Genomic DNA, 15,508 nt, shown 5'->3' with positions numbered 1-15,508 from the left:
CATGTCAGGTCTGGGCAAATCAAAGAAGGCTGTACACAATCCACGCGAACATGGCAAGAAATGTCAAAAGAAATAGCCATTTGATGATTTGGAATTCTGTTAATCCAAAAATCCTATCTTTGTATTGGATACTTTCTGCCTTTGCTTGTGTCAGCTTTGCTAGAAATTCCTTTACGCGATCTGTCTCTAATTTGAAGCTAATCATCACCAGTAAATATCCAAAAGCAAAAAACCCGAGCAATGGAAATATCCCCCAATATGGATCAATCAACCAAACTCCCGACTGGGCCATCTGTATTACCAAGCTAGTTACTCCATTCAAAATCATATAGACTACCGCCCCAAGCCAAAAAGCCCAGAATACAAAAGAAAATGAATGCATTCGCATCTTAACTCGGACCTTGCTTCCAGAATTTTCTTGTTCAACAGTACCAAACACTTCAGGAGTAAAGTTCCGATTCCACAAAGTAATTCGTACCATTCGAAAAGAATTTCTATTCACTTCCCCATAATAGGATTTGCTGATTGTAAACAATGGTCTCCACCAAGTTTTTTTCGTCTCTACAGCAGCGCGAAGCTTATAGAAAACCTCATCCGAAGATAAGGCAGTGTGTATTTCGAAATCTTCAAAGGGTAGGTAATCCATGCTCAAAATCCCATCCAATGTGAGTATACAACAAAACAGAAATGTCACATAATACCTGACGTGCCATCGCGAAAGGCTTGTGTTGCGAGACACATGTCCGCGAGATGGATCACTGCGGGATAAATCCCTAGCTCAGTACATGGAAGCCCTTCGGGCTAATGGATGAGTCCGCTGAAGCGGACTTCCACGAACTGAGGCAGGACTTTAGTCCGCCGAAATAATTAGACAGCTAAAGGCTTACGTTGCGAGTCATATGTCCGCGCGGGAGGTTTATCGTCCACGATCCTCTCGCAACAAATCAAGAGTGGAAGGTACATTCTCGGGAATCTTGAATCGTCTGCTTTGAATCGAATTTAGAATAATGGCTTGTTGATTAGAACGTTCTTCATCCCCAACTGACCTGGAAAGCATAACAACCACCTGCGAGTTCAACGAACGATGATTGGCGCGAGCCAATTGCCGAAGTTGTTTGTATAAATCATCAGGCACATCGTGAATGTGAAGGGTTCTCATGAGCTTTCCTTTCAAAGTCAGGAAAATAAATGATTATGTAATTTCTTGATGAGTCGAAGAATAAGCGGCGAGGGTATCTTTCAATCTAATAAGCGGACGCTCGAGCAGGAAGTAACTTATGAAAGCGATGGCCACTGTCCCTGCGAGGGCGGCGAGTTTATTCTCGAGCGGAGAAAGCTCCGAAAAACCTTGCACGACCCGCAGGCGCTCAAGGGTCCAGATGATCGGGATATGATAAACATATAAGCCATAAGAGATCCTACCCAGATATTTTATGGGCGGCATTTCAAGGAATCGTATAAACAGGTTTTCATTTACCACGCAATAAATCAATAGGGCAAACCAATAGTTAAGCAGGGAATATGCCCAAAGGTATTGAAAGGCATTCGGCAGGGTGATGGGATATCCCAGCGAGGAAAGCGTCCCCGCCTCTCCAGTTGCAAGATATTGAGAAGCAAACCCCGCAAGCAGAATAAACCCTCCCAGGTAGAAAAGCTGTCTTCTGGCATTGCGGATCGAATAGCAGGAGATGTATGCGCCAAATGCAAAGGCATCCACATAGGTGAAAGGGAGAAGGTATAGGGCACTAGTGGCTGGTTCGTGGAAAAATTCAGACAGACCCAAATCATAGAGAAAATGGAATAACAACCGAAACACTGGTCCTGCAATGACCCCTGCCAGAAATAATTTTTTGAGAGATTTTTCAGGCGTAATGAAAATCAAAATCGGCCAGATCAAATAAAACTGCTCTTCCACCGAGAGGGACCATAAATGAACCAGAAAGTTGGAAGGTTCAATCCCCCGTAATGCAGAATAGAAATCATAAATGTATAAAAATGCATACAAGACCTGCTCCCGATAAACCTGCATGAGACCTGGCCGAAACGAAGCTGAACCCAACCAGATCGCAATTCCCAGCATCAGGAACAGATAAAAATAATAGAGCGGAAAAATCCGCAAGAACCGCCTGATATAGAATTTATACAAATATCCCCTCATCGGCAGGCTTTCTTTCATTCGCAGAAGGATAAGGGTTATCAGATATCCCGACAGGACAAAGAACAACTGCACCCCCATCCAGCCGAATTGCAGGTATCCGGTATGCAGCCCGAAGATACTCAAAAAAGCAATAGCGCGTAAACCATTCAGACCAGGGATCATGTCAATGAGTCTAAAATACGGAGGAGTCTACTGAAAAAACTTCTTAACACGAAGGGCACGAAGGAATTCTTAAGAGTCTCATCTCTAATGGAGATCACTCCTCGCTATGCCTGTAATCTTCATCGTCGAGCACACTTCCATATGGGTAAACGGGACGTTCCCCTCCATTGCCGTGAAAAATGCCAGAGAAAAGCGGGTGAACGCAAAGCTCATCGTCCTGGCTTAACACCATTTCATGGGAAACCGTGTATTCAAAATTGCCCTTGATATACACATCCTTTTCCTTGCCGGGAATCACCTTGCCAATTGCGCCGATCTCAAGCAACATGCGTTGAAAGTCAAACAGGTTATCACTGCCAAAGACAGCCTTACCATGACGGGTGAAAACGCGGTGCAGGTCACCCATGGTGAATTTATGTCCGAGTTCCGGCAGGCAGCGACGGCAAGTTTCCTCGGCGGTGGGATAAGTGGGTTTGAAAGCCACAAAGATCTCCCCCACCATGAACTCCTCCACCTGACGGATGCCATTGATGATCCTCTCTTCGCTGACAGGAAAGGGCGTTAACCTTTGAGTCCCATCCGGGTTCTTGAAGATCGAATTCAACAACATCAGGAAATGCCTGGGCAAAAGCTGGGTATGCCGCAGGATGTAGGACATGGTCTCTTCCTGAAACCCGGCCTGATTCGTTATCCTCTCGGGCAGCACTGCCTGAAATAGCTTCAACGCATCTGCGCGTTTGGTGAGGTCAAGCGGAAAGATGGATTTCAGAAAATCCTGATAATACAAAGCCAGGTAAAACATCAGACGTTGTGCACCAATCAGGACCAGTTCCCCCGCCGTCCATTGGAGTTTGAGCGCGCGCCGAAAATCCTTGTTGGGGTTGGATGATATCTTTATGAACCTGTGATAAATCTCTGCGGGCAGGCAAAAGCGTACGTCTACAATATCGCGCGGCTTGTTCATTGAACCAACCAGTTTGAGCAGTCCCTGAAGCGAGTTTCCCATAGAGTCCATATCCAACTGGAAATCATCGAGCGAATCCATCAGGATCACAAAAGTTTTTTTGGATCGTTCAAGGGCTTTTAAAACAATGGATTTCACATAATCAAAACTAAACCCATCCAGACCTCTAAGGATCCCAGAGGCTCCCCCGTTCGCATCCTTGTCCATCGCCTCATCCAGCATCGTAGACAGGCTCCGAAGCACACTATCAACATCGTCACTGCCTCGAACGTTCACCTTCTCCAGATAAGAACTGATGATGTAGCGGTCATCATCTGTCAAAATCGAATGTTTTCCGAGCTCTGCAAATACGCTGATCCACAATACGGTTTCCCAAAGTTCCGATACCATCTCAGGAAAAACCGCATCCCTGGTCATCCTTTGAATGACCCTGGTCATGTTTCCCAGCACACGCGCGGTTCTGATCTCAGTATAGAAATCATATTGCTTATCAAAGAACACGCTTCGCAAATAATAAGTTTTTCCGGAACCCCTGCGGCCAATGATAATGGAGGGTCTGTTACGAAGATTTTTATAAGTCCAGTTATGTTGTTCAAATAAAAGCTTCAAAGCGCTCAAGTCATTCGAATCGATATCAATCGAATCAATCGGACCAAATGGTTCATCTCTGGTAATGTAAGGGCGGACTGTGTTTAACAAGTGATAAATCCTCCATTGGGCTTTGCAATGATTTGAAAATTATACAACAATCCCTGGATTAGCTCTCTGGCAGTTACCGTGATAGACCACCATATATGTAACACGGCGCAAGTCGGATTGGCAATCCGACCTACATCAGTGGATAAAAAAAACAGGCATATCCAAAAAGATATGCCTGCCTGAAATCAAAAACCAAAGGTTTTTAGGCTGATACGGCTTGGCTTGACAAATTGTGCCAAATATTTTCTGCCCGCCTCCTGAGTTTTTCATCACCGGCAATTTTCTTTATGCCATACAACACTGTGCTATGATCACGTCCGCCAAGCAAATCGCCAATTTGGGGCGAAGAAACTTTATTGAATTCGCTCAAAATATACATTGCCAATTGGCGAGGAATAGCAATCTTCGCAGTACGGTTTTGCCCAACCAAATCATCCATATCAATTTCTGCTTGGGCGGCAACAGCCTCAAGAATTTTGTTTGCAGGGACATTGAGATTCTGAGGTAACAAATCCACTAATGCTATTTCCACAAGGTTGGTTGTGAGCGCAGAACCGCTTAGGTCTGCGAAGGCAATGATCCGATTCAACGCACCTTCAAGTTCACGGATATTGGATTGCACTTGTTTGGCAACGCTTTCAAGTATTTCATCGGAAATATGTCTACCTGTCCGCTCGGCTTTGGAGCGCAGAATGGCGAGCCGAGTCTCAAAATCGGGTGCTTGAATATCGGCAGTTAGTCCCCACTCGAAGCGGGAGCGCAGGCGTTCTTCCAGAGTGACAAGGGACTTGGGGGGCCGATCGGACGAAACGATGATCTGCTTGTCCTGTCCATGCAGGGTATTGAAGGTGTGGAAGAATTCCTCCTGCGTGGATTCCTTGCCTGCGATGAACTGGATATCATCCACCAGCAAAACGTCGGCTGAGCGATACTTTTCACGGAAGGCCTGAGTGGTGTGAGTACGAATAGCAGTGATCATGTCATTCGTGAATTCTTCGGAGGAAACATATAAAACGTTGAGTCCGCTGGCGTAACAGGCGTTGCCAATGGCATGTAATAAGTGCGTTTTGCCAAGTCCCACACCCCCATAGAGGAATAGTGGGTTGTACGCGCGGGCTGGCTTCTCTGCCACGGCCTGACAAGCCGCATGAGCCAGTCGGTTGCCTGAACCAACCACATAAGTATCGAAGGTGTAGCGCGGATTCAAGGTCACATGGCGCGATTTTGGCTCGGGTGGCGTTATCTCAATGGAAGAGGCATCAGGTTCAGGGTCGGAGAACGAGGCGTTTTCGTCCGATTGAGAGACAACAAAGTTGACGGAGACGTTCGAGTTGAGGATTTCGATCAGCAGGCGGCTAACATTGGTCGTAAGTCGGCTTTCGAGCCAGTCACGTGCGTAGGCGTTGCGCACACCAACCGTGATAATGCCGTTCTCGTAAGCCATGGGACGCGTATCGCGCACCCATGTGTCGAAGGATGCGCGGGGCATTTCCATTTGAAGTTGTGCGAGTACTGATTGCCAAGCCTGCTCTGCGTTCATATGCATTCCTCAATGTATGATTTACCGTGTAATTTTAAGTGTACTGAACTAGCCCGCCTTATAGCGGCTATGAAAAAGGGGTGAATAGGTTTATTTGTAAGACTTCTTACGGAATTCGGATGTGTGAGGCAAACATCCTTTATATCAGCGTGGATACATTCTAGCAGATACTTTGAAATGATAACAGTCGTTCAACCTACGTTAAGTTAAAAAGATTTGCTTTTTTAAGGTTGGTCAATGTTAAAGAAACATCTCGCATTCAATCATTATTATGTTTTGGTTTAGAACAGGCGTTTCAGCCACTAGCACCTATCGTCACGATCTTACCCCCCATATATGGTCATCAAGCGCATTTTTGGGTGATGGATGGTATATGCACCTTAAAAAAATGTGAAGTGAAACTTTTTTAATAAACCGTTAATGAGACTCGAGTTCCTGTGATTCATTTTGCAATGAATCATTGAATCGTATGATTTATCTTTTTATTGCGCGAGGAACCCATATAAGTATGGTCGTTCCCTCACCAATTGATGATGATATATCAATATCACCACCTACTGCATGTGCACGCGTCTGCATATTTGCGAGTCCATGGCCGATGGATGATTGCATTTGATCAATATCGAAGCCTTTGCCATCATCACGGATCTCCATCAAGGCCCGTTCATCGGTAGTCCAGATGGAAATTCCCACATTTTTTGCCTTGGCATGCTTGGCTGCATTGGCTAATGCCTCCTGGCAGATGTGAAATAAGACCAATGCTTGTGTTTGTGGAAGGTCTTTCAGGTCTGAATCAGGCCCGCTGAAGTTAACTTCAGAGAACGTGTTGGCACGATACTCGGTGATCAGGCGTTTTATGCCATTCAATAAGCCTTCCGAGCCAAGTTGACGTGGTCTTAGGTCAAGGATATAAGCACGAATATCTCGGATTGCCTGATTCAATCCGCTGATTGCATGGTCGATGCGCTCTTTCGCAGCTTGAGGGTCTTCACTTAAGGTAAGCCGCACGCCTTCCAATGCCAAACCTACCCCATAAATGGATTGAATGATGCCATCATGCAAGTCCATGCCGATGCGGTCACGCTCTTCCAAGACAGCCAGTCGGCGTGCATTGGAGTGTAAGCGGGCATTTTCAATCGAAAGACCTGCCCAGGTGCCCACTGCTGTGAGCATTTGGATGTTTCGCTCGTCAAATGGATCAGTTCCACGTGTGGCAATGCTCATCACGCCCATTAGATTTTCACCAGAAAGCAGGGGAATACAGGCAATTTGCTGAAAACCAGCTTCTACAACTGCGTCGCGCAGAAAATTTGCATCACTCGCCAATTGTCTGCCGATCATTGGCTGGCGTGTTTGGGCCGCCATGCCCAGGTATCCATCACCTACATTGAATAGGTTCCGCCGCCAGAACGCTTCTGCGGCCTGTCCGCGGTGCAGCACCATACGCAAAGTGGTCTTATCCTCTTCGAGCAGGAAGATGTCACCCGCTTCCACTTTCATGTAGTTCATTACAAGCCCAAGGGTCTTGTTAAGTATCTCGTCGAGTTCCAGGCTGGAGGTTAAGGTTGAAGCGATGCCATTAAGCAGGGACATATCCACGTTGCGGCGAGTCAACGCCAGGTCACGTTCTTGCATCTTTTCCACAAGTCGTGCATTTGTGATGGCCGTGGCAGCATAGGCAGCCAGCATTTGAATGATCATTTCATCGTTTTCGTCGAATTCAGGCCCACCAGCTTTATTGGTAAGGTAGATCTGCCCCAGTTGACGATCTCCTGCGCGGATCGGCACACCTAAAAACGGGACCATGACTGGATGATGAGCTGGAAACCCAACAGATTTTGGATGATCTTGAAGAACAGGAACCCGCAGAGGAATCTCAGTATCCATTAACGCGCCCAGCAAACCGCGCCCAACTGGGGGGTGCTCCATTTTCTTTACTTCTTTATCCGACATGCCCACTGTGATAAATTGCTGTAAACGGCCTTCATCATCCAGCACACCCAGCGCGGCATAATTGGCATTGGCCTGCTCACAGGCTGCTGCGGCAATTCGCTCAAGCAAATGCTCGAGCGAAACATCCTTTACCAATTCCAGGCTGGCACGATGGAGCGCAAATAAACGCTCCTGTAATTGTTCGCGGGTTAATAACATAACATGGACACCTCGCAGACATTATAATCAATTCTCTAACATATATCCGTCATTTCCTCACAGGGACGATGTGCGAGGGCGTTCTTGCTATTGCCCAAAGCAATCTCGCAATGAAATTTTGATAGCATTTGAAAGAAAGCCAAACTATACTTGGAATAACCTATATGACTGCTCCTTGCACCGTCTTCGGCCCAAGATTATGTTAATAACAACGCCGAGGACGGCGATTTGAGCTTATGACCTACTTGAGACAACTTAGATGACAAATTCGCGCATTTCTGGTTTTTACAACATGACTCTCGCTGAACGCCGCGCTCAACTGGCTGAAGCGGCGCTTCTGACTCCCGAAGACCTGCTCCCATTTACTACAGGCGGACTCTCCGCCGAATCAGCCGACCACATGATCGAAAACGTAATCGGCCTGTATTCCCTGCCGCTCGGCATTGGCCTTAACTTCATGGTGAATGGACGTGATGTGCTGGTGCCCTTTGTAATTGAAGAACCATCTGTTGTGGCGGGCGCTTCGTTCATGGCGAAACTGGTCCGTACAGGCGGCGGATTCACGGCCACGACTACCGATCCATTAATGATCGGACAAATGCAGTTGATCAACCTTGTCAATGTAGATGAAGCGAAGCTGAAAATATATGAGCATAAAGCCGAATTGCTTGCCATGGCCGATGAAATTGACCCAGTCCTCAAGAAATTCGGCGGCGGCGCACGAGACCTGGAGGTTCGTATCATCGAGGACTCCCCTATCGGCGCTTTTCTCGTCATTCATCTCATTTATGATGTGCGTGATGCGATGGGCGCAAACGCGGTTAACACGGCCTGCGAAAAACTTGCACCACAAATCGAAGCCATCACAGGCGGAAAAGTCCATTTGCGAATTCTGTCCAATTTAGCGGATCGCCGCATCGCAAGAGTCAGATGCACGATTCCTGTGAAAGAGCTGGCAGTAGTAGGGCAAGATGGCAACTTGTCCCACACGGGTGAAGAGGTACGTGATGGAATCATTGCCGCCTATGCCTTCGCTGCCTCTGACCCATACCGCGCAGCCACCCACAACAAAGGCATCATGAACGGCGTGGATGCAGTTGTCATCGCCACAGGCAATGACTGGCGTGCCATCGAAGCGGGCGCACATGCCTATGCCGCTCGTTCAGGGAAATACACTTCATTATCAACATGGAACAAAGATAAAGATGGAAATTTGGTTGGCACACTTGAAATGCCAATGGCGGTGGGGATCGTCGGCGGCGCGACCAAGGTCCACCCTGCTGCACAAGCCTCAGTTAAGTTAATGGGCGTGAAAACTGCCAGCGAGCTCGCGCAAATCATCGTCTCGGTTGGACTCGCCCAAAATATGGCAGCACTTCGTGCCCTCGCCACCGAAGGCATCCAACGTGGACACATGTCGCTACACGCAAGGCAGGTTGCCATTGCAGCAGGCGCAAGCGGAGAATTGATCGAAAAAGTCGCAAGTCAAATGGTGGTGGAAAAGGTTGTAAGAATTGATCGGGCGGAAGAAATTTTGAAGGAAATGAAATAACAATGTTGGGGCACAGCGGGACAATCAACTGTCAGAATCGTGATTCGTCCCGCTGTGCCCCAACGGATTAACATGACTAACGAAACCCTCCTCTGGCAAGTACGTCATTTTGTCTATTCCCACTTCGCAGACACAACCCTCCCACCAAGCGTGGACGTAACCGCGCAGCACTTTAATATCAACAATGAAGAAGCTGGCGAGCTTTACAAAGAATTACACAATCATCACGCATTCTTCCTCGAGCCAAATACTTTGACCATCCGTATGGCAAACCCATTCTCAGGGATTCCCACGGACTTCAAAGTCCACGCGAACGGCAAGACTTATTTTGCCAACTGCGCCTGGGACATGCTCGGCATTCCTGCCGCGCTGCATTGCGACGCGGTCATCAATGCGGTTTGCACGGAAAGCAACGAAGCAGTTCAATTGGAAATTCGGGATGAAAGAATTTTTGTCCTCGGCGGAGTCCCCGCCGCCGAGGACGGCGATAGGAGCAGCTTGTTGGTCCACTTCCCTCTCCCCTTCGCCCGCTGGTATGATGACCTGGTCTTCACCTGAGCGACCATGCTTCTCTTCCAGTCGGAAGAATGGATCGACAAGTGGTGCAAACGAAATAATCTCGAACGTGGAGAAGTTCTAACAATTAACCATGTCTGGGAGCTTTCCAAACTTTGGTATGGCAACCGAATGTCCGTGGATTTTCATGGACGAAGCATTGAGCAGGTTGCAGAGGTTTTTAGGCAGGCTGGTTTGAAATCAGCGTTTTGGTATGTGCAACACCAGACCTGACAGGTCTCATCAGCGCCGATGCAATCCATATCCCATGCGCGGACTCAGGTCATAATCAACCGACTTTTGTGGAGACCTGTCAGGTCTTTCACCGAACAGGCTGCGGAGGTTTTCAAGCAGGCAGGATTGACTTCGGAGTTTTGGTATACGTAAACGGTAGACACGGAAACAAGTAGACAGGTAAACACATCCGTTTCCGTCCGCGAGTCCGTGATAGAGTCCGCTGTCAACATCCGCTCATCCGCTACGCGAAGCAATCCGTTGAAAACCGCAGGCAGGGTTGAAGTCAAAGTTTCGTATTGATATATGAAGAAAATAAGGAACTCAATCAAAGTTTTTCTCTTTGTATGGCTTATCATAGCCATTCTCGTCGCTTGCGAAAAAACGACACCCACCTCTCTTAGTAATGCAATAACTCAAACAGAGACAATTCAACCATCGCAGACATTAACACCTAATGGTTTCTCAGACTACTTAACTGAAAGAGTTGGAACAGTCGTTGCGCTACAGACCTCAGGAATAACACCCCTTCCCAGTGTCTCAGCCATCACAGCAGTGGCCACCTTATTAGGAAATTACGACAATGAGATTACATGGCATCCGCAAGATGTTCTGCTTGAAATAAGTGAGCATGCCAACGACGGGAATCCTTGGTTTTCAAAATGGCCCTTAATTCGACTCTATTGGGACGGTACAATTATTCAAGGTGCTGGAGACGCAGTAAAAGTGGCTCAATTAAGCGATACCAAAATGTGCAAATTGTTCAATTCAATTTCTCAGGCCGGATGGTTTAACGTGGATAGATTTGCCTATGATCCGCTTTTTGCAGGAACATGGTCAGAAACCATTGGTGTTTATACATGGCACGAGCGAATTGGCGGAGGTTATTTATTTACTTATGCTCTACATGGCGAAGGAGCAAGAGATTCGCTGTTTTGTGGAGATTGTGCGAAAACAAGCCAGCATAATTTTATTTCGGCTGCAGAAGCAAATACTTATTACCTGATTTACAACAACCTCCCAATAGATTTCGAACTAAAAACCGATTTCAAAGAACCTGGAACCGTACCTGACGATTACCAAATCACATGTAAAGCAAGTGATGGAATTTATCCATTTGTACCGGTTGAACAAGAAACAAACTATGTTATCTTTTCTGGCAGTGGACGAAGAGCAGTTGGTGTGCTAAACCAAAACTCGACAAATGCTCTTTCTGCTGTGTACAAAATTGACGGAGGTAAACAATACTTTACTTACGACCCTAAATCTTTCGGCGCTGATAGCTTGACAGTTATTCCGCGTTTATGGGCAAAAGATAATCAATATGTTTATCTGACTTTATATCCAGATAATACGAACATTCAGCCGTTTCATGAAGCGATTGCATTACAACAAATTGATACAAATACTGGGAAAACCCGCTATCTCTTCGAAGGGCAAGCTAATGATTTTTATTCATACGAGTTGTCCAATACTGGTAGCAGACTTGCTTACATCAGACAAAATCAAAACCCGCTCGAATTGGTGATATTAGATTTATCAACAAATAACGAACTCAAAATAACTATAGAAAGCCCAGATGTATCTGCTGATCGCTATACAATGGCTGGAGGGTTAGAATTCAACTTCAGCATCAATAAGCTCTTGTTCTCGGCAATTTATGATGATCAAGGATCCTTGAAAACCACATTCTTTATGGTTGATCTTCTTAATCCTTCGAAGTTATATGTGCTTGATGACAGATCTGGTACATATAAAATAAAATACATGAATTATGAAAATGATGCACCAAAATGGCTACGAATATGCTCAATCAACGATGGTCTTACTGGTGATGATTATTGTAGTGGCGATAATGTTGATTTGCCTTAAACAAGACAATACCTTAACTGTCCTCTTATACAAATCTCTTCAAACAACAAATTAGCAAAAAGGTCTATAAATGACAACCCCTCACACACACTCCCCCACCCTCCTCAAACCTATCAAGCCAGTCGGCATTGTCGGCTACGGCGCGTATGTGCCGCGTTATCGTCTGCCCGCCAAGGAAGTTGCGCGCGTATGGACTGGCAAGACAGGCGGACTTCCCATCAAAGAGAAAGCCGTGCCTGGCCTGGATGAAGACGTTATCACCATGTCCATTGAAGCGGCGCGTAATGCCATGCTGCGCGCTCAAATCGACCCGACCGAATTGCGGGCAGTTTGGGTCGGGTCTGAGTCGCATCCCTATGCGGTCAAACCAACCTCCACCCTGGTTGCTGAAGCGATTGGCGCAGTCCCCAACACGCAGGCCGCGGATTGGGAATTCGCCTGTAAAGCGGGCACCGAAGCCATGGTCGCTGCAATGGGACTGGTCGGCTCGGGCATGGGTCACTATGCCATGGCCATCGGCATGGACACGGCCCAAGGCAAGCCCGGTGACGCGCTCGAATATACCGCGGGCGCGGGCGGCGGCGCGTACATACTCGGCCCAGCTGAAGAGTCATTGGCGATTATCAACGCCTCATATTCCTACGTCACCGACACGCCTGATTTCTGGCGGCGTGAATATCAAAAGTATCCCGAGCACGGCATGCGCTTCACAGGCGAGCCCGCCTACTTCAAGCACATCACCGAAGCCGCCACCCATCTCATGGAAGCCATGGGCACCACCGCAAAAGATTACAAGTGGGCTGTCTTTCATCAACCAAACACAAAATTCCCGCAGAGGGTCGCAGGTCAACTTGGGTTTTCGATGGAACAAATTGAGCCAGGTCTGCTTGTGCCTGTGATCGGGAACACTTACGCAGGCGCGGCGATGATCGGCTTGACCGCGACTCTAGATATCGCCCAACCTGGCGACAGAATTCTCATCGTCTCTTTCGGCTCTGGAGCAGGGTCAGACGCCTTCGACATTACTGTCACTGACAAAGTGTCCGCCCGCGCGGGCCTCGCTACAAAGACTCAGGAATACATCAAACGCCGTACAGAGATCGATTATGCAACGTATGTGAGATTCCGCGGCAAGCTGGCGATGAAATAAAGAGAAACCCCGCTGGTTGAGTAGCCCCGAATGCTCTTTGAGGGGCGTATCGAAACCAGCAATTAATTGAAAAACAGAAAATAAAAAGTACACATGAAACTGGTGGTTTCGATATGGGGCGAACGAACGCCGCCCCTACTCAACCACCGTGTTATGAGGAAACATGACAGACATCGTTATCGCAGGTATCGGACAAACAGAAGTCGGTGAGCATTGGGAGATTGGCTTGCGCGATCTCGCTCTCGATGCCATTCAAGATGCGCTCAAAGATGCGGGTGGGTTGAAACCGCAGGCCTTATTCGTTGGCAACATGCTCGCGCCAAATCTGTCCAATCAGGCACATCTCGGCGCGCTCATTGCGGACTATGCGGGCCTCACTGGCATTGAAGCCGTGACTGTTGAAGCTGCGGGCGCATCAGGCGGAGCGGCGCTTCGCCAAGGCTATCTCGCCATTGCAAGCGGCATGGTGGATGTGGCTCTCGTAGTCGGTGTGGAGAAATTTACAGACAAAGTCGGCGCGGAGGTGGAAGAGGCTGTATCCACCACCAGTGATTCAGATTTCGAAGCCGTACAGGGACTCACCACCACTGCACAAGCCGCACTTTTGATGAAGCGTTATATGCACGAAAATGATGTCCCCGCGAATGGGTTCGCTGGTTTCGCGCTTACCGCTCACGCAAACGGCGTTGCAAATAAAAATGCGATGTTTAGAAAAGCAATCAAGCCTGAAACCTATTCAAAAGCAGAAATGATCAGCGACCCGATCAACATGTTTGACGTAGCCCCCAATGCGGATGGCGCTGCCGCGCTCGTTCTGACTCGCCGTGACCTGCTCCCGTCCGATTGGAAGAATCCACTCGTGAAGATCGCTGGATCGGGAGCGTCATCTGATACTCTGGCATTGCATGATAGGAAGGATATTTTGTATTTTGACACCGCCCAAATTTCAGCGGGCAAGGCTATGAAGCAGGCGGGGGTCATTTTGGAACAGATCAACTTCTTTGAATATCATGATGCATTCAGCATCTATGCTGCATTGTCGCTCGAAGCGGTTGGATTTGCAATTAAAGGTCGTGGATGGAAACTCGCCGAGGACGGCGAGATAAGCCTTAAGGGAAAAATCCCATGCGTCACAATGGGCGGCATGAAAGCCCGCGGATTCCCTGGGGGGGCTGCGGGCGTGTATCAAGCCGTCGAAGCAGTCATCCAGCTTCGAGGTCAGGCAGAAGCGAATCAGATCGCGGACGCAAGGACTGCGTTAATCCAGTCACTTGGCGGGCCAGCCTCCACGGCGGTCAGTCATATCCTGCAAAGGTTGGATTAGAAGATGATAGACCATCGACGATGGACGATGAGTGAAGGATGGTCTATCGTCTATCGTCCATTGTCATTTTTAACAAAGATGGAATAGCCAACGCAGACAAAAATGCCGCGAGGCCAAACGACACTGCGGGGATAAGCCAACGCATGTTGACAAGAATATCTTGATACAAAAGAATACCTTGAATGCGGAGCTTCGCCAGCATGATCGGCGGAAGATTTTGCGCGGTAAAGAATAATGCGCCGATACATATTGCAATGACGAGACTCAATACAAAGTCATTCCAGGTGACGAGTGCAGGGCGCACATCCTTTTGAATGCGAGCCATTACATTGACAGTAATGCTGCGCGGCATGGGTGCAAGTGGAATGTTTTTTAACGCGTCTTCAATGATCGCGTTTTCTTTTTCGGGAGTTAAATGGTGATCCATGAGTCCTCCAACTTTGCGAGCGCGTTTCGCAATTGTGCTTTCGCGCGAAAAATGCCTGTTTTGACAGTACCAAGCGGCAGATTAAGAGTCAAGGCGATCTCATCGTAGGAGAGTTCATCCTGATAGCGAAGAGTAATCAGTAATTTGTAATTCGCGTCGAGTTCATCTATTGCTTTTTGCAAATGGACTCTGGTTTCGTTGGATTCAAATTCACTGGCGGGGTTATCAAAAATTGAGTTTATCTCGGGGATATTTTCCATGACATCATCACCCAGGTCATTTAATGAACGACGCAGGTTGGGCAGGCGGTTGTAGCAAAGATTGGTGACAATGCGATACAGCCAGGTGCGAAATTGAGACTGGCCTTTGAAATTGGGTAAAGCCGTCCACGCACGCACGAAAGTTTCCTGCGCGAGATCAAGCGCCTCATTCTCATCTTTGACGACACGCAGGGCTAGGTTGTAAACATAGCGTTGATGTTGATCCACGAGCGAAGCAAAAGCGTCATGATCGCCTTTCTGCGCACGCTGGATGAGGGCGGTTTCAGTGTCTGGCATGGGTTCTCTAGAGGGTTAGACAGGGAAAGTGGGGAAAAGTTTCAAACTGACTACATGTCATTGTGAGGGCAGTGCATTTCTGCCCGACACTTGCGCCGCGCGCTAGTGCGGTGAGCAATCCCCCACTCTGTGGGGGATTGCTTCGTCGGGAAAATCACTCTCC

At 47.8% G+C, this 15,508-nt stretch carries 14 protein-coding genes; 6 read left to right on the top strand and 8 right to left on the bottom strand.

Going from position 1 to position 15,508, the window contains the following annotated elements; translation table 11 throughout:
• Positions 1-19: 19 nt before the first annotated feature.
• From AC14M5_RS02655 to AC14M5_RS02630, 6 genes are all read right to left on the bottom strand, one after another.
• Positions 20-646: a hypothetical protein gene (locus AC14M5_RS02655; protein ID WP_484028077.1), complete on the bottom strand. Its 627-nt coding sequence runs from the start codon at positions 644-646 to the stop codon at positions 20-22.
• 270 nt (positions 647-916) lie between these two features.
• Entirely contained in the window at positions 917-1,159 is a 243-nt protein-coding gene (locus AC14M5_RS02650) for a FitA-like ribbon-helix-helix domain-containing protein (RefSeq protein WP_484028076.1), read from the bottom strand.
• A 33-nt stretch (positions 1,160-1,192) separates the two neighbouring features.
• Positions 1,193-2,320 (bottom strand): acyltransferase family protein, encoded by a 1,128-nt coding sequence (locus AC14M5_RS02645; RefSeq protein WP_484028075.1) that lies wholly within the window; start codon positions 2,318-2,320, stop codon positions 1,193-1,195.
• A 94-nt stretch (positions 2,321-2,414) separates the two neighbouring features.
• Positions 2,415-3,983, bottom strand: coding sequence for a P-loop ATPase, Sll1717 family (locus AC14M5_RS02640; RefSeq protein WP_484028074.1), 1,569 nt, complete (start codon positions 3,981-3,983; stop codon positions 2,415-2,417).
• A 202-nt stretch (positions 3,984-4,185) separates the two neighbouring features.
• The gene (dnaA, locus tag AC14M5_RS02635; protein ID WP_484028073.1) at positions 4,186-5,523 is read right to left on the bottom strand and encodes a chromosomal replication initiator protein DnaA; all 1,338 of its coding nucleotides are present in this window, start codon (positions 5,521-5,523) and stop codon (positions 4,186-4,188) included.
• Between the two features lie 474 nt (positions 5,524-5,997).
• A complete protein-coding gene (locus AC14M5_RS02630; RefSeq protein ID WP_484028072.1) occupies positions 5,998-7,674 on the bottom strand; it encodes a sensor histidine kinase in 1,677 nt (558 codons plus the stop codon).
• Positions 7,675-7,933: 259 nt separating this feature from the next.
• Between AC14M5_RS02630 and AC14M5_RS02625 the strand changes: the two genes are divergently transcribed.
• From AC14M5_RS02625 to AC14M5_RS02600, 6 genes are all read left to right on the top strand, one after another.
• Positions 7,934-9,226, top strand: coding sequence for a hydroxymethylglutaryl-CoA reductase, degradative (locus AC14M5_RS02625; protein ID WP_484028071.1), 1,293 nt, complete (start codon positions 7,934-7,936; stop codon positions 9,224-9,226).
• 72 nt (positions 9,227-9,298) lie between these two features.
• Positions 9,299-9,784, top strand: coding sequence for an organomercurial lyase (gene merB / locus AC14M5_RS02620; protein WP_484028070.1), 486 nt, complete (start codon positions 9,299-9,301; stop codon positions 9,782-9,784).
• A gap of 6 nt (positions 9,785-9,790) precedes the next feature.
• Complete coding sequence (locus AC14M5_RS02615; protein WP_484028069.1) at positions 9,791-10,015, top strand: hypothetical protein; 225 nt, start codon at positions 9,791-9,793, stop codon at positions 10,013-10,015.
• 306 nt (positions 10,016-10,321) lie between these two features.
• Complete coding sequence (locus tag AC14M5_RS02610; protein WP_484028068.1) at positions 10,322-11,887, top strand: hypothetical protein; 1,566 nt, start codon at positions 10,322-10,324, stop codon at positions 11,885-11,887.
• Between the two features lie 70 nt (positions 11,888-11,957).
• Positions 11,958-13,037, top strand: coding sequence for a hydroxymethylglutaryl-CoA synthase (locus AC14M5_RS02605; RefSeq protein ID WP_484028067.1), 1,080 nt, complete (start codon positions 11,958-11,960; stop codon positions 13,035-13,037).
• A 163-nt stretch (positions 13,038-13,200) separates the two neighbouring features.
• Positions 13,201-14,361, top strand: a complete 1,161-nt coding sequence (locus AC14M5_RS02600; RefSeq protein ID WP_484028066.1) for a thiolase C-terminal domain-containing protein — start codon at positions 13,201-13,203, stop codon at positions 14,359-14,361.
• Positions 14,362-14,404: 43 nt separating this feature from the next.
• Here the strand turns inward: AC14M5_RS02600 and AC14M5_RS02595 are convergent, their stop codons facing one another.
• Together AC14M5_RS02595 and AC14M5_RS02590 are read right to left on the bottom strand one after the other, a co-directional pair.
• Positions 14,405-14,788 (bottom strand): hypothetical protein, encoded by a 384-nt coding sequence (locus AC14M5_RS02595; RefSeq protein WP_484028065.1) that lies wholly within the window; start codon positions 14,786-14,788, stop codon positions 14,405-14,407.
• Positions 14,773-15,345 (bottom strand): RNA polymerase sigma factor, encoded by a 573-nt coding sequence (locus AC14M5_RS02590; RefSeq protein WP_484028064.1) that lies wholly within the window; start codon positions 15,343-15,345, stop codon positions 14,773-14,775. The genes AC14M5_RS02595 and AC14M5_RS02590 overlap by 16 nt, the downstream gene beginning before the upstream one ends.
• Positions 15,346-15,508 lie beyond the last annotated feature (163 nt).

This window comes from Candidatus Villigracilis sp., assembly GCF_057083605.1.
This window is presented reverse-complemented; position numbering and strand designations above follow the sequence as displayed.